Origin of the sequence: Spirosoma agri (genome assembly GCF_010747415.1) — a bacterium.
GTDB classification, from domain to species: domain Bacteria; phylum Bacteroidota; class Bacteroidia; order Cytophagales; family Spirosomataceae; genus Spirosoma; species Spirosoma agri.
In genome coordinates, this window is the sequence record NZ_JAAGNZ010000001.1 from 432,893 (window position 1) to 454,165 (window position 21,273).

Below are 21,273 nucleotides of genomic sequence, written 5' to 3' on the forward strand. Positions count from 1 at the left end.
TTTTATCGGTAGAGACCGGCGGACCGGTCTTTATCGAAATGGCAATTCCAACAACAGGATAATGGCGTCGTTAGACAGCGCTTCAAACTCTAGCTGATCCGGCTGGTTGTAGCGTAAGGACAGGCTATCTTTTGCGTGAAGGAGTCGATTCGCTACTTCGAAGGCACCCTGTAGAACGAACACAAACATACCGGTATCGACCAATTCTGCCGCTGGAGCGATCGGATACGTACCTTCCTGACGACCAGTATAGCGGCCAATAAATCCCTTTACTGTCGGGTGATCGCTATGGTCAAGATTGGTTGACCCAAAAATTGGTAAGAGTGTATTAATCGTCGTCAGGTCGAACGGAATTTGGTCAATCGTGAGCTGAAGATCGTCAGATGGGTTCGTTAACCACAGTTGTAAAAAATTAATCTGTTCCTGCTCGTATGGATTACTGACGGAATAAGTCGTTCCGGTGGGTACTGCCAAAACACCGAGTTGCCCAGGTTCCAGAAAGTCAATGCTCCCGTCAACGGTATATTCTAGCCCACCCATCACCGGAAACAGTACGACCGTTGTTGGTTGTTCTACTCGCATGGTAAGGCTGGCCCCAACGCGAAGTGTGTCATCGTTCAACAGGTGCAACGGGCCAAATGGCTCCCGATCCTCGGCCGTATACGGCCCGAAATTGAAGGTGTGATAGCTCCGAAAGAAGGGCGTTTCGGAGCAACCACGCTGATCGGCCAGATAGATTTGCGCTTGCGTTTGAGTGTCCATCATAGGATTAACTGACGAGGTGTGGCTGGAATGACCAAATATTGAGATAGGGCTGTAAAGCGACGAGGTCGGTGCTGACTTCATGACCGGATCGGATGGCTTCCCGCTGATCACCGTACGCAATCAACAGGTTATTGTCGATCGTATCCAACCAGGTTAGCGGATCACTGTAGAAATAAATAGCGATCTTATGCGCTGCTTTCTGCTGAACATGCGACGCCAGGATCTCAAACTTAAATTGGGTAAACGGCAGGCACTGATTACCGAACGCATTGACTACATCCGGCATAACCTGATTCAACTGTTTTAGGTAGCCCATCGCTACGCGGCTGGTCAGGTAATGTAGTTGCTCGGCCCTAGGTACATTAATCAGCAGATCCTGAAAGGTCTGGTATCGATTCGCCTGATCGTACTGTTGGGCCTGTATAAAGAACTCCTGGTGCGTTTCGTCAAAGACGGCTTTGTCCCAGCTTTTCTGCGATGATGCGTCGATAATTTTACAATAGCTTAACCGAACCAGCCCTTTCACCATGAGTACGTTTAATCTGCATTTGCGGAATAGCCCGATGAACGATCTACACGAGTTCACCGAGCTACTTTCCTGATCGAGATAGACAAGTCAATTAAGCACTAACGACAATCGTATGCGTCAGGGTATAACCCGCCGAAATACTCCCGGCAACAGTAGCCAGTTCCGTCGTGAATCCGTCTGAAAATACGTTATCACTTTCGTTTTTAGTATCCTGTGATCCCTTGGTATAGCCGTACGACTGAGCGGTAGTATAAACGGTGTTCGAGATGTCGTACGGGAAGGCAATCTGCGTGACCAGCAGTGATTTTCCGGTCGAGCTGTAAACGTGAACGTGAATATGGGGAGCACGACCCGAATACCAGCCAGGGAAAATCGAGGTGAACGACACCAAACCATTCGCATCGGTTGTCTGTCGACCACGTAGAAAATCGACCGTAGTAAAGTTGACGCTTTGCATGCCCGTACCGCCGTACTCAGAGTAATAACCATCTTTGTCGCAATGCCAGATGTCGACCAAGGCACCCGACAGCGCGGCACAGCTACTGTTCGAGTTCTTGATGGTGATGTTGATGGTGAAGGCTACACCGGTCCGGTCATCGCGAATATCTTTGCGGACGAAGTTAGCTGGCACTTTGGTTGGAAATGGGCCTTCGGTTTCTGAGGGCGTAACGGAGCAGTTGCTGGAGGAACTTCCGTTCGTTGAGCCAGTCGATGTGCTCGTGCCGGTGGTCGTGGTTGTACTGGGCGTGACATCCGTTGATGAGCAGGCATTAATGGCGGGCAAAACAGTGGCTATGCCCAATAAACTCCCGAAGCCTCGTTTCAAAAACTCTTTACGTTCCATGTCAATCAGTCGATAGGTTGATTTATATACTCTAGTACGCTGATAGTGAGCAGAACGTTGTATTGATAAACGACTTTGAGGTAAACAGGCTGATTGTGTCGGTTAATGCAGGCTTTTCCTGTTTCGCTAAGAAACGGTGACGTGATTATGGCAACCTAGGTCCCAAATTGCCGGAAAAAGTCAGCTTCATAACTCGCCCCAATCGGAATTTCGTGGCCCGCCAGTAAAATGGTTTTGTTGCGGACAGCTTCAATGCGATTCATGGGAACGATAAATGAGCGATGAACGCGACTAAAGCGTTCGGGTGAGGCCGCCGTTTCGGGAAGTTGTTGCAGGATCGCCTTCATCGTCATGCGACAGACAACGGGCTTTTCCTGCTGCCGGTGGATTTTAAGATAATCGTCCAATCCCTCAATGAACAGAATGTCGGACAACGGAATCTGATACAGCCGGTAGTCGGCCCGAACGTATAAATAAGCCGGTTTACCCCGTTCAGTCTGCTGCTGCCTGAATTGATAGGCGTCACGTGCTTTGTTAACCGCCTGCTCGAATCGGTCGAATGTAAACGGCTTAAGCAGATAGTCTGCTGCGTTGAGCGTAAACCCTTCTACGGCATATTCAGAGTAAGCCGTCGTAAAAATAACCAGCGTGGGCTGCGGTAATAACTTATGAAAATCAAGCCCCGACAAGGCGGGCATATTGATGTCGAGAAAAATCAGATCAACGGCGTTGGTAGCCAGAAAATCCAAGGCTTCGTTAGCCCTGAAGAACGTTTTTTGCAGCTCGATGAAATCAACGCGCCCGCAAAAATTGCTAAGGATCCGGAGAGCTGGTGGTTCATCATCGACGGCAATGGCTCGAATCATGTCAGCGTGAGGTATAAATCGACCGTGAAGTCAGCAGGCTGGTCGTTGATCTGTAACTGGTGCTGCTTCGGATATACTAACTGCAAGCGGGCCTGGGTGTTTGCCAGGCCAATACCGCTGGTGGTAACGGTGTCCTGCGAAATACGGACTTTCTTATTGAAAACGTGGCAGTGCAGTTCATTCGCCTGAACCGACAAGCTGATTTGAATGTGCGAATCGTCGCTGGGATTTACGCCGTACTTGAACGCATTTTCGATGAACGAAATCAGAATCAGCGGAGCAATCTGATGACCGTTGGGTTGACCGCTGATCGAAAAATCGATTTGAACTGTTTCGTCCAGCCGTATTTTTTGCAGGGCAACGTAATGGCTGATGTACTCCAGTTCTTTAGCCAGTGGCACCTGCTTGACGGCAGCGTCCTGAATCACGTAGCGCATCAAGGAAGAAAGGCGGGTAATGGCTTCGGCGGTCCGATCCGACTGTTCGAGGGCCAACGAATAGATACTGTTCAGCGTATTGAACAGAAAATGCGGATTAATTTGAGCTTTCAAATACGATAATTCAGTATTTAGTTTTTCGCGTTCCGTTTCCCGCCATCGGTTGTTAACGCGAATAGCCAGCGACAGCAAAAAGCCGATCAGAAAAAGGAAAAATGTCTGACTAATTTCGGGCGGCAAGCCCGGTTGTTGTGATTGTCTTGGTTGAGGAAAGCCGTTCGGTGGCATCGGCGGACGACCACCTGGATTGAAAGGAGGCTGGTATCCTAGTTGATCGGGCGGTGGGGGAGGGAGCTGCTCCTGCCTTTGTGGTTTTAAAGACAATCCCCGGCGATTGATGCTGGTTAGCGTCTGTTCGATGATCAGGAAACAACCCAGAACGGTTAAACTGTATACTATATAATTTCTCGCAAAAAAGAACTGCGGGATCAGCACGTAGAAATTCGTGTAGAAAAAGGCTATTGTTAGCAGGTAGGACAGGAGATTGCGCTGCTCGTGCGGATTGTAGGCCAATTCAGCTACTTTCGAAAGACCGTCGTCGTCAATAATGTAAGGCAAAGCCAGGAAGGTCAGGCAACCGAACAGGTGAATGGCAATAAGGGATACCTTCTTATTCATACGGGTAGGCGAATAAGGAAAGTTACTGAACCTGATCATTACTTGAGAAGAATCGCGGTAGAGATGCCGAATCTGCCGGTAAACGGCACAGCTTACAAAAGCAGAAGCGTTCTGCTACTACGAACAGAACGCTTCTTTATGAATTGCAACCGTACGGGTAGCTGCCTAGACAACAACAGCTTCGGCAAGAACCAGTACTTTATTTTGTAATACCTCAACGACACCACCATCAACGGTGAATGTCTGCTGGCCGGACGCTGTTTGCACAACAATCGGCCCGCGATCCAGGGTGCTCACTAACGGGGCGTGATCGTTCAGAACCTGAAACTGACCTTCGCTGCCCGGAAATGTAACGGCACTAGCCTCACCGGAAAAGACCTTACGGTCGGGAGTGATAATGTCTACTGTCATACGATAGGTATGATATAGGATGTATGCTATAGGATTGGCTGACTAACCTTCCTCCTATAGCCTATGCCTACATCGTTTATAAAACTCCTTTTACTAAGTTAAGTAAGCTACTGATCTGGGTCTTTGCCGCCGGTTCAGCCGCTTTTGCCGTTAAACCACCCTGATCTAATTTACTGACAGTACTCAATGCTTTGGAGAGCAACGACTGGCTAGTCGATTGGCTCGTGCCGCTAAGTCCTGACAGTGCGCTGCCAATGCCACTCAAACTGCTTGTTAGCTGACTGCCTTTGCCAATCAGTGATCCGGCTGCCAACAGTCCTTCGAGTTTGTTACCGCCTGATGCCAGCTTAGCCAGATCAACGGCCTTCCCGAGCAAACCGCTTCCCAATGCTCCGGTTGGAATCAAGGGTAGCAAGGCTTTCAGTTTACTGGCCTGAGCCAATAACTTTGTCTTGAAGGAAGTTGGCTTTCGTTCCGCTTCCGCTTCTAAACCGGCAATACCCGTTTTAAGCTCCTCCGTTGTTGTGGTCTTATCCCCTTTCGCTAGCGCAGCTACGGCACTGTCCAGATGGGCAGTCGCGGTCGATGAACTATCCTGTGGTATAAGCGCAACCTCACTGATCGCACCTGTTGCTAAAGATGCTTGAACTAATGGCGTTACGGTCTGGGCGACACCAGCGGTTACAAGAAACAGGCTCAAGGGTAGCAACAACATGCCCGAACTAAATCTAATCGACGATTTCATAAAACTAATTGCATTTCTGTTTATGGACCGTTAGACTTAAAAACGGGCACTTGGTTTCTCATAGAGGCCTGACAAATAAAATAAAGCTGACAGACCTCTATGATTTTTATGCTTATTGACCGGCTTCTTTCAGCAGTTTCTCACCTTTCGCTACGGCGTCTTCGATCGTACCGACGAGGTTGAACGCTGCTTCGGGCAGGTAATCATACTTACCGTCAATGATTTGATTGAATCCTTTGATCGTGTCTTCGATGGGAACCAGAACGCCTTTCAAACCGGTGAACTGTTCCGCCACGAAGAACGGCTGCGACAGGAAGCGTTGTACGCGACGGGCGCGGGATACAACCAGTTTGTCTTCTTCCGACAATTCTTCCAGACCTAGGATGGCAATGATATCCTGCAATTCTTTATAGCGTTGCAGAATCTCTTTTACGCGCTGAGCCGTGTTATAATGCTCATCACCCAGAATTTCGGCGGTCAGAATCCGTGACGTAGAGTCAAGCGGATCCACAGCTGGATAGATACCCAGCTCAGAAATTTTTCGGCTCAATACCGTAGTGGCATCAAGGTGGGCAAACGTCGTAGCCGGCGCTGGGTCAGTCAAGTCATCGGCAGGTACGTAAACGGCCTGTACTGAGGTGATCGAACCACGCTTGGTCGACGTGATACGCTCCTGCATGACGCCCATCTCGGTAGCAAGCGTTGGCTGATACCCTACGGCCGATGGCATCCGGCCCAGCAGAGCCGATACTTCCGAACCCGCCTGTGTGAACCGGAAAATGTTATCGACGAAGAACAGAATGTCGCGACCGGCACCTTCACCATCACCATCGCGGAAGTGTTCGGCAATGGTCAGACCTGACAGGGCCACACGAGCGCGGGCTCCCGGCGGTTCGTTCATTTGACCGAATACGAACGTTGCCTGGCTTTTGGTCATTTCCTCCATATCTACTTTGGAAAGATCCCAGCCGCCTTCTTCCATCGAATGTTTGAACGCGTCGCCGTATTTGATGATACCGGCTTCGATCATTTCACGAAGCAGGTCATTTCCTTCACGGGTACGCTCACCGACACCAGCGAACACCGACAGACCTGAATAAGCCTTTGCAATGTTGTTGATCAGCTCCTGAATCAATACGGTTTTGCCAACACCGGCACCACCGAAGAGACCGATTTTTCCGCCCTTCGCGTAAGGCTCAAGGAGGTCAATAACTTTTATACCTGTAAACAGAACTTCGGTCGATGTCGCGAGGTCTTCGAATTTCGGAGAGGCCCGGTGAATCGGTAGGCCGATGCCCGTCGTTTTAGGCTGAGGAATACCATCGATGGCATCACCAACGACGTTGAATAGCCGTCCACGGATACCTTCGCCGGTTGGCATGGTGATTTGATGCCCAAGATCAATGACGTCTAAGCCGCGATACAGGCCGTCGGTCGAGTCCATGGCGATGGCGCGAATCCGGTCTTCCCCAAGGTGTTGCTGTACCTCCAGGATGACCTGTTGCCCATTGGCTTTAGTTACTTTGAGGGCATCCAGAATGGCCGGAATCCGAGCGCCTTCGCTCTCAAAACTCACGTCCACGACTGGCCCGATTATTTGCGTAATCTTACCCTTATTGACTGCCGTTGCCGTACTCATTTGTATATGATGTAGCTTTATTGAAATGTTGCCCATTGTTTGGGACTGCAAAAGTAGGAGAAAAACAGCGTAAGGTCAAGGCGTAGCCTAGTCATTTTCGGGTTATTAGACCCTAGAATGCATTTGGTAGTTAGGTTTTTATCCTGAGGAGTAAACAAAATCGGCCCGGAGCGGATTTGTACAAAAGTCAGTTGCTGGTGGTTGGCACTACCTGAGTTACTTTTCAATAATAAATGGATTACAACCGACTAACCACCAATTTGTCACTAACCACTCTGTTTCATGCTTCAACAACGCTCAAGCGGCCTTCTGCTCCATATTACGTCATTACCCTCCGCGCACGGCGTTGGGGACTTAGGGCCGGAAGCATACCGCTTCGCCGATTTCCTGTACGCTGCTGGTCAAACCTATTGGCAAATTCTGCCCCTGACGCCGGTCGATCCGGGAGCGGGCTTTTCACCCTACAGTAGCCCTTCGGCTTTTGCTGGCAATGTTCTATTGATTAGTCTGGAAAAGCTGGCCGAAGACAATCTGCTAAGCCCAGAGGATCTGGCGGTGTTCAATGAACAGTCGCTTCAGGGGGTTTCGGTAAGCGAAGCTCCGTCCACATCCGGTGATACGACATCGGCCGTGCTGGCCGGACCGCTTGTGCTGGCACCGTCCACGCTTCATGCTGCCTGGCTAAAAAAACGTCCTCTCCTGCAAGTAGCCGCCGAAACGTTCCTGCGCGAAGCAACGCCTGGTCAACGCAGTGATTATGATCGGTTTTGTCTCTGGCAGACTGACTGGCTCGAGGATTATGCCCTTTTTTCGGCCCTGCAAGAGGAAACCGGTGAACCGACTTGGGTGCGCTGGTCGGAGGATATCGTTCGACGCGAACCGGCTGCGCTGGCCCGTCAGCGGGAGTTGCTCCATGACCGGATTGAGGTGATCAAGGTCTTGCAATATTTCTTTCTGCGGCAATGGAATGAGCTGATCGCGTATTGCTACACTCGGAAAATACACCTCATCGGCGATATTCCGATCTACGTTCAGTTCAACAGCGCTGATGTGTGGGCCAACCAGACTCTGTTCAAACTGGATGATCACTTGCAGCCTTTGTTTGTTGCTGGGGCTCCACCCGATTATTTCAGTGAGTATGGCCAGCGATGGGGAAATCCGATCTATGATTGGGAAGAACATCGGCGAACGGGTTTTGCCTGGTGGATGCACCGCCTAAGGCATCAGATGTCGCTGTACAGTCTGACGCGCCTTGACCACTTTCTGGGTTTTGCGATCTATTGGGAAATTCCCGCCAGTGAGCCAACCGCCAAAGTTGGGGAGTGGGTAAAAGCCCCGATCGAGCCGTTTATGCACGCGATGTACCGCCAGTTCGTGCATTTGCCAGTCATTGCGGAAGATCTGGGAGCTCGTACGGCTGACATGCAGCCTCATCTGCGTCATTATGGTATTCCGGGTATGCGTGTGATTCAGTTTGGCTTCGGGGATGATTTGCCAACGTCTTCTCACGCCGTTCATAACCATACTGAAAATGTGGTCGTTTATTCGGGTACGCACGATAACAACACAACCCTGGGCTGGTTCCGTGAATCCAGTGCAGAGGTACGCCAACGACTGGATGAGTACATTGGCGTTCCCGTTGACGAAGATAATGTCGTCGATCAGGTTGTTCGCTTGACGATGCAATCCGTTGCCCGACTCGCTATTATGCCCGTACAGGACATTCTAAATCTTGACGAAACCAACCGAATGAATACGCCGGGGCTGGGCGGTCGAAGTTGGCAATGGCGATTACAATCTGGTCAATTGACCGATGAAGCCGCTGAAAAGTTGTTGAAAATCACAAAAATGACGGGCCGGGCCGAAGGCGCGTAACAGAGAACTATACGGATCAGGTAATGCGGGCGAGAGCCCATGAAGCCGAAGGCTACGCTGTCGAGTTGAATATCAAATCAACGTAGTATTCGGTTCCACGAGCTCCCGCCTGCGGTACTTGTTAAACTAATTCCAGCGTCTGGATTTGTTCATTGATGAACGCCAGTTCATCGGCTGAAAGTGTGATGTCGATGGCTTTGGCGTTCTGGATGGCCTGTTCAGCATTACGGGCTCCAACCAGTGCTGCGGTAATGCCCGGCTGTTCGATGGTCCAGCGGATAACCAGTTGGCCCATACTGGCGTTTTTCTCATCGGCCAATGGCTTGAGTTTCTCCAGAAATGCGCTGGTCTGAACAATGTTCTGCTCCTTAAAGAAGCGATACCCGGCCCGGTGATCGCCTTCGGCAAACTGGTGACCCGGCTTTATTTTTCCGGTTAGTAGACCCCGTTCCATAGGACTGTAGGCCAGAATACCTTTTTTATGTTCGAGTGAGTAAGGTACTAGCGAGTCATTGATCGCCTGGTTGAGCATACTGAACGGCACCTGATTCGATGCCAATTTCACCACGGACTCGGCTAGCTGCATCTGTTCGGCCGTATAGTTGCTGACTCCCGCTTGTCGAATCTTACCCTGCTCGATCAGCCGTAGCACGGCTTCCATGCTCTCTTCGATTGGAGTCGTTATGTCGGGCCAGTGCATTTGATACAGATCAATGTAATCGGTGCCAAGCCGTTTCAGACTGTCTTCACATTCCTTAATGATACTTTCCTTGCCAGAATATTTATAGACATCGATAGGCTTACCAGCGTTATCCTGACTTTTAAAGCCAAAATCACCTTTGGCAAGATCCCAGCGCATGCCGTATTTCGTCAGAATCTGTATTTTATCGCGGGGAAGATCCTTGATGGCTTCACCGACTATTTCTTCACTGGCTCCCTGCCCGTAGATGGGTGCGGTATCGATCGATGTCACGCCCAACTCGTACGATGCCCTAATGGCGTCAATAGCTCCTGTTTGTTCCGTGCCGCCCCACATCCAACCCCCGGCCGCCCATGCGCCAAATGTGATGACGGAAACGGATAGATCCGAATCACCTACTTTTCTGTATTCCATGTCTCTTTTGATAACGTTGTACGCTTCTTGTAAAAGAAGAATTTAGCCTTTTTGTTGCCAACAGGACCGTTACCGTTTCTTGCGGATGCACTTAGTCACAAGATGTTAATGAATACGATATAAGAAAAAGCATCAGAATTTTGGCGTTTACGCATACCTATTTTCGCTTCTGTTTATTTATAAAGATTCTTTATTTTATATATCGTTACAATGGCACAGTAAATGCTAGATGTCATTCAGGGTAATGCCTGGCTAACCAAGTGACGATTTCTCATCGATTTCGACGTTCGGTTAGCTTGTTCAACTCAATTTGTGCGACTAATGATCCGAACGTTATCAACTTCATTGCTGCGACTGGCTTGCCTGGTTCTCCTTGTCGTAGCCTGTACTAAGCCGGATGATCCGATGCCGACCAATGCGGGTAATTCGATCGAGTCATTTGTGTTTACGGGGTTCAATCCAACCATCGCTGGCGTCGTAGATTCGGTGGCTCACACCATTCACGCAACGGTTCCAGTGGGTACGGACCTGACCAAACTGGTGCCCACCATAGCCGTGTCGTTAAATGCGGTCGTGACACCAGCCTCTGGCGTTGCCCAGAATTTTAGTAACCCCATTTCGTACACGGTTACGGGTGCAGATAACAAGAGTCAAGCCTACATCGTCTCGGTCAGTGTGGCTAGCCCCGTTACCAATGCCGGTACGTTTGTGTACATAGGCAACGGAATCGGTAACTTTTTTGCTTTAGATGGTGGCACGGGTGCTGTGAAGTGGCGTGTTTCAACCGGTTCTGCTATCTCGGCCAGTGCGTTTGTATCGGCAGGGATGGTGTTTACAGGTACAGAAAATGGTAATCTTTTTGCGTTCGATGCGAGAACGGGAACGCAACGCTGGAAGTACAGTGCCGGAAAAGGGATATTGTCAAGTCCGGTAGTTTCGGGAACGCTGGTGTTTGCGGGGAGTGAGGATCAGGTTCTTTATGCTCTTGATGCAATGACGGGTTCGTTGCGCTGGAAATTCGGCACTGCCGGTGGAATCACGTCCAGCCCGGTAGTTGTTGACGGGTCCGTCTATTTCGGCAGCCAGGACAGAACACTCTATGCGCTGGAAGCAGCTACCGGGAAACAGCGCTGGAAATTTAGCGCGGGCGATAAAATCACGTCCAGCCCGGCTGTGGTTGGTGGATTGATCTATGTTGGCACCGATGATTACAATCTCTACGCCCTTGATGCGTCAATGGGGACCATCAGGTGGAAATTTAGCACAGGCGGGCGGGTAACGTCGAGCCCGACGGTTGCTGATGGGGTCGTTTACGTGGGTAGTGATGATTACAATCTCTACGCACTCGATGCCATAACGGGAGCTGGTAAGTGGAAATTTAGTACGGGTGGCCGCGTAACGTCGAGCCCGACCGTTGCCAACGGATTAGTTTATATTGGCAGTGAAGACAATACGCTGTACGCCCTAAACACCAACACGGGAACGCAACGCTGGAAATACGGGACAGGGGCTGGTATCAGTTCCAGCCCGCTGGTCTATAACGGGTTGGTCTATTTCGGTGGACAGGATAGCGGTTTTTATTGTCTGAACGCAACGAGCGGAGTGTTCTGGTGGCGTGTTCCGCTTGATGCGAAGATTGGAGCAAGTCCCTGTCTGGCGAATACGAACGTAGTTGGCTTCACGGCGGGTATCAGTGGTGGGCAGCAGTAGTTCTTGATCGAGAGAAGAGTATAAGCCTGTACAACAAGATGGCGAGGCACGCACTAACCCGCTATTAACTGCGTTTCTGTTTCATGTCGTCCTTATTTTTCTGGTCTACGTGGGGCCGCACCGCTCGGTTTACGTATGTAATAGGTCTTCTTTTTAGTGCTATCAGCCTGGTCCTGTTTGTCGTTGCCTGGGCGCGGGGACTCGCTAATGTCGTACATTGGGATGTACTGAGTGAACTCAATGAATTGCCCGTAACTGCTCAATCGTTCTCGGATGGGTTACTCGATTACGCCGTCAATAGCAAAGCTTACGCCGTGTCGGAGCAGTTTGTGGCCTCGGCAATGCAGATTCGTCCTGGTGTAGCCACCGCCTTTCTAATTGGTGTCAGTCTGGCCTTTGTTCTGCTGCTGAGTGCAGTCACCCGTTTTGACCGAGTGCGTTATCTGGTCAGTATGGCGCTTCTCATACTTGGACTCGCCTTTTTTCGGTGGGAAATGCTCGAAATTCCAGGGCTCGGCGGTAATTATCTTTTCCTGATCTTGACGTTCATTTTTGGATCGGTCAGTTACTATTTTCATGCCTTCCGGTCCGATCACCCAATTTTGATTCGGCTGGGCGTGTTTTCGTTGCTGATAGCTGTCGTAGCAACGCTTCTCGGCTTTTTGTCTCCGGTAGCGTTTCCGGGTATGATCCTCGTAAGTTATGGGATGCCCGTTCTGCTGGTGTTCAGCATCGGCTTTATTTTCTTTATCGCTCCCGAAATCATCGCCGGACTGGTCTGGATTACGTCGGCGGGCAAGTCGGAAAGCAACGCCCTTCAGGTAGGTCAACGGCAAACGTTAGGCTTTAACAACTTTCTGTTTATCAGTTTTTTGTACCTGCTTAATATGGGCCTTATCTGGCTCAAAAACACAAAATCCATTGATTGGGATATACTGGCGATCAGTCCGTTCGTACTCTACCTGATTTCGGTGACGCTGGGTGTATGGGGCTTTCGTCGGTTGATTCAACAACAGGAAGCCGTCTCATTCCGGGATTCGGGGGCATATCTGTACGTAGGTCTGGTCCTGATCACAACGCTGACAATGACGTATGCCTTCGCCACGGGAAATGACCCGCTGGTTGAGCTGTTCGAGGATGTGATTGTTTACACGCACTTGGCTGTTGGCCTCTGTTTTGTGGCTTATGTTGCCATTAATTTTTTGCCTATCTATCAGCAGCATCTGCCTGTTTACCGAGTGCTTTACAAACCCAAACGGCTCGAACTAAGCCTGTTCCGTATTGTTGGGGTTGTCGGGACTATCGTATTGGTAGCGTCGGGTGGTCTGATTACGTTTCGGCAGGGTGTTGCCGGTTATTACAACGGATTGGGTGATTATTACGTCGCGAGCAACGAGCCAACATCGGCGAACGCGTTCTACAATCTGGCATTGGAACAGGAATTTCAGAATCATAAGTCGAATTACTCGCTGGCATCGCTGGCTCTGGCGCAGAACAACCAGACGGCAGCGGCTTTTTATTTCCAGCAAGCCTTGCTGAAACAGCCAAATCCACACGACTACGCCGGACTGAGCCAGACCTTTCTGCAAACGGATTTATTTTTTGAGGCCGTCAAGACGCTGCAACGTGGGCTTCGCGCTTTTCCCGGCAGTGGCGAATTGCAGAACAACCTCGGTTATCTCTACGCCCGCACGAGCGTGGCGGATTCTGCTTATTATTACCTGAAAGCAGCGACGGGCAATGTCGCGCGCGATGAGGTGCCGGAATCGAACCTGCTTTCGTTCTACGCGAGAAATCCGACGGTGCTGGCCGCCGATTCGACGCTGGCAAAGAGTATGACCAAGTCAACGTACGAATCCTATCAGGCCAATGCATTGATCCTACGTCTAATGAATCAGTCCCGGCTAGCCCAACCAGACACAACACAACCGGATAAACCAGCCTGGCTGACGAATGGGCCGGTCAATCAGGGACTAAGCGTTGGACGCTTTGCGAGTCTGTACAATTACGCTCTGTTGAGCCAGCAACCGGATACGAGCCTGACCGGAACGATTAAGCGCTTATCGGTCAATCCCGTAAATCAGGATTTCTCGGATGATTTACTGGTGGCTCGCGCGGTAGCCGAATACACAAATCATAATCACTTGGATGCGTTTGGGCTGATGAATCAGCTGGCTGAAAATGATCAGCAGAATGGTTCTACGTATCGATCAATCGCCGGACTTTGGTTTCTGGAGCAGGGACTGAATCGTCGGGCTGCGGAATCATTCGCTTACAATTCGGATACGGCATCGATTTATTACCGGGCGGTGGCGCTGACCAAAGCCAATGAGCTGGCTATTGCGCAGTCGCTCTGGGAAACGGCTTCCAAAAACGATCCGGCGGTGGCTGCGTTGACGCAGGTACTATATGATGAACGGAAGCCGCAGACGGACCTGGAAAAAGCAGTGTACGCCACCTATCGGACAGATGATCTTAATCGGGGCGCTTACTGGGAAACGATTATCGATCCGAACCTGAAAACCGTTTCGGGTGTCGCGCTGGCCAACAATTACCTCGACGATCTGCAATGGCGGAATGCCCAACTGGTTCTATCCGGTCTGCCGGATTCGGACAAGATCACTTCCGTGGCTATGTCCATGCGGACCATCGCTGCCCTGCGGTTGTCGGCTTTTCGGCGTAGTGTCGGTTCGGCGGAAACAATGGCTAAAAAGCCGATACTAGCCAGCTACCAGGCTGAACGTAACTACTGGCTTGGGCAGACATACGAACGAAATCGCCTGTTTGCCAAGGCGAAACAGGCTTATCAGACTGCTGTGCAATTGGCTCCGCTAAACCCTGACATTGTTTCCGCTGCTGCTCAACTTCAGCGACAACAGAAGCAAGCCAGAACAGCCTATGATCTGGTCGTACGAGCGTTGCCCTACAACGAAGACAACGCCGAATTGCTCAAAACCTACGTTAGCCTGAGCCTTGATCTGAGCCTGCGCGATTACGCCGAAAATGGATTGGAAAAGCTCCGGGCCGCTACTACACCCGCCGATTATCAGACGTTTCTGGCAACTTATCAGGAAAAAATGGCGTCAATCGAAAACAGTCGTCAGAAATTTCGTCAATAGGGTAGCTTTGTTTGGTCAAGATCTCGGATATATCGTCGTCCATGATGCGAATCTGACATCGACTAGCGATATTGTTGTTCTTAACCAGATAGACAAACTTACGTTCGAGGCCATTGCTGACGCTGCCCGACTTCATCCACTATGAATATTATTGAAACTCGTGCTATCGCCAGACGCTACGTAATGGGAACTGAAGTTGTCGATGCATTAAAATCCATCACAATCGATATTCAAAAAGGGGAATACGTCGCCTTTATGGGACCGTCTGGGTCTGGTAAATCGACGCTGATGAACATTGTCGGTTGTCTCGATACGCCAACATCCGGTCAATATATTCTGAACAGTCAGGATGTGAGCAGCATGGGCGAAAACGAACTGGCTGAAGTACGTAACAAGGAAATTGGGTTCGTCTTTCAAACGTTCAATCTGCTACCTCGTCAAACCTCACTCGAAAACGTAGCGCTGCCGCTCATTTACGCGGGTTACAACAAAGCCGATCGGACGGAGAAAGCCATGCTGGCTCTCAAAAATGTTGGTCTGGAAAACCGGGCCGGACACCGTCCCAATGAGCTTTCGGGTGGTCAGCGACAACGGGTGGCTGTAGCGCGGGCATTGGTCAATGACCCCAGCATTCTGCTCGCCGATGAACCGACGGGGAACCTCGACACCAAGACGTCCTATGAGATTATGGATCTGTTCGACCAGATTCATAGCAAGGGAAACACCGTAATTATGGTAACGCACGAAGAAGATATTGCCGAATACGCCCATCGGATTATCCGGCTTCGCGACGGCCTGATCGAAACAGACCGGGTAAATACCAACATTCGCAAAGCGCACGCACTAATTCAGTCATTAGAATAAAAGGGTGATCTGAAATCGTGCGCTTCGTGAAATACCTGTTTTAGCTCTACGTCATTAACTGGTTTCTCCCAGAGGCACAAAGAGTACAGAGATAAACTTTGTGCCTCTGTGGGAAAAAACTAACGGGTAGTCATTGCGCTTTATGCTTTCAGATTGATCTTCCGGCCTGTTTCGGCGGCTTGATAGATCGCCTGCAACAAGCGAACATCACGCAGACCTTCGGCGCCGGTAACATGATCCGGGAGTTTTTTATTGTCCAGGAGGTCTTTGCAAACCCCATCCATGTGCGCAGCCTGATGGTTTACAACCGGTTGCTCGATCGGGCCTTTACTCGTCATTCCCTTCAGTGGACCATAACCAAAAGCGGGTGATAGCTCAAACCATCCTTTCTCGCAGGAAGCGCGAAGTCGTTCGATACCCGCTGTATAGCTGGTCGTTGAGTTCGAAACGGCTCCACTCGGAAATTGGAACTGCCAGAACATGGTCTCTTCAACGTCCTTGAATTTGTCGGGTTCGGTTTTAGGCGAAAACTGGGCCGTGACGGAAATTGGCTCTTCGCCCGTAACATAACGGCTGCCCTGAACAGCATAAATGCCCACGTCCATCAACGGTCCACCGCCCGCCATGCTTTTCTTCATACGCCATTGGGTGGGATCGCCGATTCGAAAGCCATCGCTGCTTTCAACGAATTTTATAGGACCAAACACTTTTTCCTGGCCGAGCCGCATCACTTCTTTCGTGAATGGCTCGTAATGGAGCCGGTAGCCGATGGCTAGTTGTTTGTTCGCTTTATTACAGGCGTCGATCATATTTTGACACGCTTTCGGGGTAATTGCCATCGGCTTTTCGCAGATGACATGCTTGCCCGCCTGAGCCGCCCGAATCACGAATTCTTCGTGCATTGAGTTCGGCAGCACGACGTAAACGACATCAATATCTTTATTGTCGGCGATGCGGTCAAACGTTTTGTAGTCGTACACGTTCGCCTGTGGAATGTTGTACTTCTGTTTCCACTCGTCGACCTTCGATGGAGTACCGGTTACAATGCCCGCCAAGCGACAATTCTGTGTTTCCTGCAAAGCGGGTGCCAGCAGATTCTTGCTATAATAACCCAGACCAACCAGGGCAATACCCAGTTTTCGGCCCTGCTGTGAGGGGTCGGATTGAATAGGATTACCAAAAACATCGGTCAGCATGGGTAGTGTCAGAGCCGATGCGCCAATGCCCGCCAGAAAGTTTCGGCGCGAAAGAGAAGTTGCTAGCATGATTGAGTCGATTTTATAGAACTCGTCGTGAAAAGCCAGTTCTGGAACTTATCTACCCAACCGCGAAAGAGCCGCCCCTGTTGAACGAGGGCGGCTCTTTTCGTGACTAAGGCGTATGTTTCTCAGCACTTGACGGGATCAGAACCCGTGTCGTGTCTAAAAAATATATTTGTTTTCCGCAATGAGTGCATCGGCAATCACACGGCGGCTGTTTTTAAGGTTCATCGGCTCAATTTTGGTGAAGCGTTTCAGCCCCATCAGCATACCCCGTAGTTCATCGCCCTCGGCAAACGACGTGATGGCCGCACGACCCGAGTTATTGACTTTCTCAACGGCTTCGTGCAGATAAACCAGTGCCATCTGCTTTTGCAGGTCAACGGCATGCTCCCCTTTAAGGCCAATCAGCTTCTCAACGCGCAGCAGTACCGATTCAGCTACGTAGATTTCAATAGCCATGTCGGCCACATTCATCAGTATTTCCTGCTCTTCGGACAGGTTCATCATGAATTTCTGCACGGCGGCACCAGAAACCATCAACGCTGCCTTTTTCAGGTTCCGAAGTACTTTCTTCTCGGCTACGAAAAGTCCGTCTTCTTCATCCATATTGAAGTCAGGAATAGACATGATTTCTTTGGCTACAGCCATTGCTGGGCCCATCAGATCGAGTTCGCCCTTCATGGCCCGCTTCAACAGCATGTCCACAATAAGCATTCGGTTGATCTCGTTGGTACCTTCGAAAATCCGGTTAATACGGGCGTCTCGGTAAGCGCGATCCATGGGAGCATCGGCCGAATAGCCCATGCCACCGTATATCTGAACCCCTTCATCGACGACGTAATCCAGCACTTCGGATCCGTGGACTTTCATGATCGCACACTCAATGGCAAACTGTTCCAACGCTTTGAGTTTCGCCGGACCATCTTCCATACCCTGGCTTTTCAAATCTTCGATCAGCTCATCGATATTCTGGCCGGCACGGTAACTAGCTGTTTCCGATGCGTAGACCTTCAGGGCCATCTCGGCCAGTTTGTGCTTGATAGCCCCGAACTGTGAAATGGGCGTTTTGAATTGCTTGCGCTCGTTGGCGTACTGTATGGCCTGATTGATCACGCCTTTCGACCCGCCAACGGCTGCAATACCCAATTTGATCCGGCCAATATTCAGAATATTTACCGCTATCTTGAAACCATTGCCCCGTTCAGACAGCAAGTTTTCAACGGGCACTTTTACGTCGTTAAAGAAAATCTGGCGAGTATCGGACCCTTTGATACCCATTTTATGCTCCGGTTCGTTCATCGAAATGCCTTCGAAACCGCGATCAACGATAAAAGCCGACAAGTTCTTATCTAGCTGGCCATTGCCATCGTCAATCTTTGCGAAAACGATATAGACATCAGCGAAACCGCCATTGGTAATCCACATTTTCTGCCCATTCAGGACGTAATGCGTACCGTCTTCGGACAGAGTCGCTTTGGTTTTGCCTGAGTTGGCGTCAGAGCCGGAATCAGGTTCGGTTAGGCAATAGGCCGCTTTCCATTCGCCGGTAGCCAGCTTTGGCAGGTATTTCGATTTCTGCTCGTCGTTGCCGTAATAGACGATCGGTAACGTGCCAATACCCGTGTGTGCCGATAACGCCACTGAAAAGGAGTGACCCGCGCCCGTCACTTCGGCCACCAGCATCGATGTATTAAAATTCATGCCGAAGCCTCCAAACTCTTCGGGTACGGATGTGCCAAGTAAGCCCAGTTCACCCGCTTTGTCCATCAACGACGAAATCAGCTCCGGCGACTTTGCATTATCAATATCATTGAGTCGAGGCCAGATTTCGCGTGCTATAAACTCGCGGCTGCTGGCTGCAATCATCTGTTGCTCTTCGGTAAATTCTTCGGGAATAAAAACGTGTGCCGCTTCAGTTTCTTTGATCAGAAATTCGCCCCCTTTGATGGAAGCTTTAGGTTCTGTCGCAATCATGGTACAAGGGGTTTATTATGCGTGCATACTATTGATTAGACAAAGAACGCATTTTTATTATTAGTATGCAAGCATACTAATAATAAAAAGTAAGGCTTTGCGCTTGTAATGGAGGCAAGATCACTTCTATAATAAATCGCTAATTTCAATCATCACCATAAGTTCAGCAAGTGAGTAAAATCAATGCGCTAATCGTTTTTAAGCCCTATATGGGCTCGGTTCCGCTCGAAAAATTCATCGGCAACAGTAGTAGGCCACTTGGCGAAAAGGATTACATTTACAAGGTCGATACGATAAAAAGCTTGTAATGAGGAAACTAACCCCTCCAGTTGGTGTGGTTGAAACCTGATCGGGCAGTTTTATCGACTTAGACGTGTATCGGCAGGCTTTTATAAATTATATTCGAGGACTTAAAAGAATAAAATGTTACTATTAATGAGGTTTGTATCGTTCTATTCTATGGTTTCGATTGAAATTTCTATTAGGGCCCTCGTTAATTTATCTATTTTACTGTCCTGTATAATCGGATTAGGGCTCCCTGTACGTAGTCAGTCTATTCCTGATGTGCCATACGACATTGATTTTGCCGGCGTTTCGGTTCATCTAACCCAACCCGGTCGATTACAGGTGCAACAGGAGGTACAGCAGCTGTACACGAATCGGGCTGGTATTCAGACCGATATGAATACGCTTCGGCAACTCACACCGCTCTTAAAGCCTCTATTTACCGAAGTTGACCTACCCGACGATTTTCGATATGCCGCGTTACCGTTTACGAATAATGACACAACCGGGTTTTGGGCGTTATCGCAGGCACATGCCCGAGACCTCAAACTTCGTATCGATCAAACGGTCGATGAACGATACCATCCCATCGTAAGCACGGAAGCTGTTTTAGTCAACATTTCTCAACTGCAAAAAACGCAGGGTAATTACGTACTGGCACTGCTACAGTACCTTAAAGGGGAGATAAATCCACCGGCTCCCGAGCGCATCGACCCGTCATATATCCTGCTCAAGCCGAATAGCCCACCGTTGATCTGGAAAATCTTGGCCCGTAAGTTAGTCTTTGAACACGAAGAACCGACCTATCGCCCGTCCGTAAGCTACATGCTGTTCGAGTATCAGAATGGTGAGGGGAAAGCCCTTCAGACTATTGCTGACCGCCTGCGGGTCACCGAAGAACGGGTCAAACCGTTCAACCAATGGCTTAAGACGACGGTTGTGCCGACCGGCAAAGAATACAGCGTATTTGTTCAGGTTACGCCCGATGAGTTCGCGCTTGTTCGCTCAATAGCAGAGTCAGGTATGGAGACGGCTGTCGTTCGCCGGATGGATGTTGGCTTTCCAATACTGACCAAAGTAGACGAGCAGGCTGAAGGATTGCGGGCACTGGCTATTTATTACAAGATCAATAATCGTCGGGGTGTGCAGGCGCAGAATTGCGATAACTTCATTACCCTAGCCTTCTATGGGAATATTACGATCAATGCTTTTCTGAATTTCAACGACTTAAGCATAAATGACATTGCCCGGCCCGGTGAGATTTACTACCTCGAGCGCAAGGCCAAACGCGCCAAAGTGCCGTTTCATGTTGTTCAGAAGAATCAAACCTTACGTGAAGTCGCAAGCATATACGGTGTGCAGTTGAAGTCGCTGCTTCGATTCAATGACATCACGGCTACCCAGCGAGTGCAAACCGGTCGGGTTTTGTGGCTGCAAGCGAAACGACCAGCTAACCGGCCTGCCGAGTACCGGCAGCTACCGGTCGATGAGCAAAAACAATTTACATCGCCAGAACCCGTCATCGCTGAAAAAAAAGGTCTGGAGCCTAGTCCAAGTTCGTTACCGGAGCAAAAGCCAGCAGTGATTACGTCCAGCCCGGTAACTGATAACAAAGCTGCGCTTATTAGCCCCAAAACACCGGATGATAGTTCAGCAAGGTCTTTAGATGAGGATTTACTGGCTGTGAGCGATAGCATCAGTCATGTTGACACGGCGCAGCACGAGGTGATTGAGGCCATTAAACTGCACGTTGTTACCCCTGGTCAGACGTATTTCGCGATTGCCCGCTTATATGGCGTTACAGTCAAGCAGCTTTATACCTGGAATAATTTATCCGAACGCATTCCACTCAAAGTGGGCCAGGAATTGATTATCGATGTTACGGAAAAACAACGCATCGCTCGGGAGAAACAACGGGTCGTGTCGGCTAAGCCAGTTGTTAAGAAGCAGCCGGGGCGGGGCAATCTGGTCAATCTATTTGTCGTTTCCCCCGTAAAAGAGGCTATTTATTACACCGTGAAAGCGGGCCAGACGCTGTATCGTGTCGCTTTGATTAATAAGGTACGGGTGGAAGACCTCATGCGCTGGAACAATCTGCCAAACTACGTCATCGAAATCGGTCAGAAACTGCTGATCCGGAAATGAAAGAAGCCGAA

16 protein-coding genes are annotated in these 21,273 nt (G+C 49.8%); 5 read left to right on the forward strand and 11 right to left on the reverse strand.

Annotated elements, in window-relative coordinates; all coding sequences use genetic code 11:
• Positions 1 to 30: 30 nt before the first annotated feature.
• The 8 genes from GK091_RS01825 to atpD form a co-directional block, all read right to left on the reverse strand.
• The gene (locus GK091_RS01825; protein WP_246202116.1) at positions 31 to 765 is read right to left on the reverse strand and encodes a pirin family protein; all 735 of its coding nucleotides are present in this window, start codon (positions 763 to 765) and stop codon (positions 31 to 33) included.
• Positions 766 to 769: 4 nt separating this feature from the next.
• Positions 770 to 1,294: a hypothetical protein gene (locus GK091_RS01830; RefSeq protein ID WP_170312617.1), complete on the reverse strand. Its 525-nt coding sequence runs from the start codon at positions 1,292 to 1,294 to the stop codon at positions 770 to 772.
• Between the two features lie 91 nt (positions 1,295 to 1,385).
• Positions 1,386 to 2,138, reverse strand: a complete 753-nt coding sequence (locus tag GK091_RS01835) for a dioxygenase family protein (protein WP_164034923.1) — start codon at positions 2,136 to 2,138, stop codon at positions 1,386 to 1,388.
• 155 nt (positions 2,139 to 2,293) lie between these two features.
• Positions 2,294 to 3,004 carry a LytR/AlgR family response regulator transcription factor gene (locus GK091_RS01840; protein ID WP_164034924.1) on the reverse strand — a complete coding sequence of 237 codons (711 nt, stop codon included), beginning with the start codon at positions 3,002 to 3,004 and terminating at the stop codon, positions 2,294 to 2,296.
• Entirely contained in the window at positions 3,001 to 4,119 is a 1,119-nt protein-coding gene (locus GK091_RS01845) for a sensor histidine kinase (RefSeq protein ID WP_164034925.1), read from the reverse strand. The genes GK091_RS01840 and GK091_RS01845 overlap by 4 nt, the downstream gene beginning before the upstream one ends.
• Before the next feature lie 165 nt (positions 4,120 to 4,284).
• Positions 4,285 to 4,530 (reverse strand): ATP synthase F1 subunit epsilon, encoded by a 246-nt coding sequence (gene atpC / locus GK091_RS01850; protein WP_164034926.1) that lies wholly within the window; start codon positions 4,528 to 4,530, stop codon positions 4,285 to 4,287.
• Between the two features lie 76 nt (positions 4,531 to 4,606).
• Complete coding sequence (locus tag GK091_RS01855) at positions 4,607 to 5,275, reverse strand: hypothetical protein (protein ID WP_164034927.1); 669 nt, start codon at positions 5,273 to 5,275, stop codon at positions 4,607 to 4,609.
• A gap of 112 nt (positions 5,276 to 5,387) precedes the next feature.
• Positions 5,388 to 6,914, reverse strand: a complete 1,527-nt coding sequence (atpD, locus tag GK091_RS01860; protein WP_164034928.1) for a F0F1 ATP synthase subunit beta — start codon at positions 6,912 to 6,914, stop codon at positions 5,388 to 5,390.
• A gap of 282 nt (positions 6,915 to 7,196) precedes the next feature.
• Between atpD and malQ the strand changes: the two genes are divergently transcribed.
• Positions 7,197 to 8,789 carry a 4-alpha-glucanotransferase gene (gene malQ, locus GK091_RS01865; RefSeq protein WP_164034929.1) on the forward strand — a complete coding sequence of 531 codons (1,593 nt, stop codon included), beginning with the start codon at positions 7,197 to 7,199 and terminating at the stop codon, positions 8,787 to 8,789.
• A gap of 121 nt (positions 8,790 to 8,910) precedes the next feature.
• Here the strand turns inward: malQ and GK091_RS01870 are convergent, their stop codons facing one another.
• Positions 8,911 to 9,903: an aldo/keto reductase gene (locus tag GK091_RS01870; protein ID WP_164034930.1), complete on the reverse strand. Its 993-nt coding sequence runs from the start codon at positions 9,901 to 9,903 to the stop codon at positions 8,911 to 8,913.
• Between the two features lie 321 nt (positions 9,904 to 10,224).
• Here GK091_RS01870 and GK091_RS01875 point away from each other — a divergent pair, with 321 nt between their 5' ends.
• From GK091_RS01875 to GK091_RS01885, 3 genes are all read left to right on the forward strand, one after another.
• Positions 10,225 to 11,613: a beta-alanine-activating enzyme beta-propeller domain-containing protein gene (locus GK091_RS01875; RefSeq protein WP_164034931.1), complete on the forward strand. Its 1,389-nt coding sequence runs from the start codon at positions 10,225 to 10,227 to the stop codon at positions 11,611 to 11,613.
• A gap of 83 nt (positions 11,614 to 11,696) precedes the next feature.
• Positions 11,697 to 14,732, forward strand: a complete 3,036-nt coding sequence (locus GK091_RS01880) for a tetratricopeptide repeat protein (protein ID WP_164034932.1) — start codon at positions 11,697 to 11,699, stop codon at positions 14,730 to 14,732.
• Positions 14,733 to 14,873: 141 nt separating this feature from the next.
• Positions 14,874 to 15,596 carry an ABC transporter ATP-binding protein gene (locus GK091_RS01885; protein WP_164034933.1) on the forward strand — a complete coding sequence of 241 codons (723 nt, stop codon included), beginning with the start codon at positions 14,874 to 14,876 and terminating at the stop codon, positions 15,594 to 15,596.
• Between the two features lie 140 nt (positions 15,597 to 15,736).
• Here GK091_RS01885 and GK091_RS01890 read toward each other — a convergent pair whose 3' ends face one another.
• Positions 15,737 to 16,861: a Gfo/Idh/MocA family protein gene (locus GK091_RS01890; protein WP_164034934.1), complete on the reverse strand. Its 1,125-nt coding sequence runs from the start codon at positions 16,859 to 16,861 to the stop codon at positions 15,737 to 15,739.
• Positions 16,862 to 17,017: 156 nt separating this feature from the next.
• Positions 17,018 to 18,832, reverse strand: a complete 1,815-nt coding sequence (locus GK091_RS01895) for an acyl-CoA dehydrogenase family protein (RefSeq protein WP_164034935.1) — start codon at positions 18,830 to 18,832, stop codon at positions 17,018 to 17,020.
• Between the two features lie 564 nt (positions 18,833 to 19,396).
• Between GK091_RS01895 and GK091_RS29945 the strand changes: the two genes are divergently transcribed.
• Positions 19,397 to 21,262, forward strand: coding sequence for a LysM peptidoglycan-binding domain-containing protein (locus GK091_RS29945; RefSeq protein WP_164034936.1), 1,866 nt, complete (start codon positions 19,397 to 19,399; stop codon positions 21,260 to 21,262).
• Positions 21,263 to 21,273 lie beyond the last annotated feature (11 nt).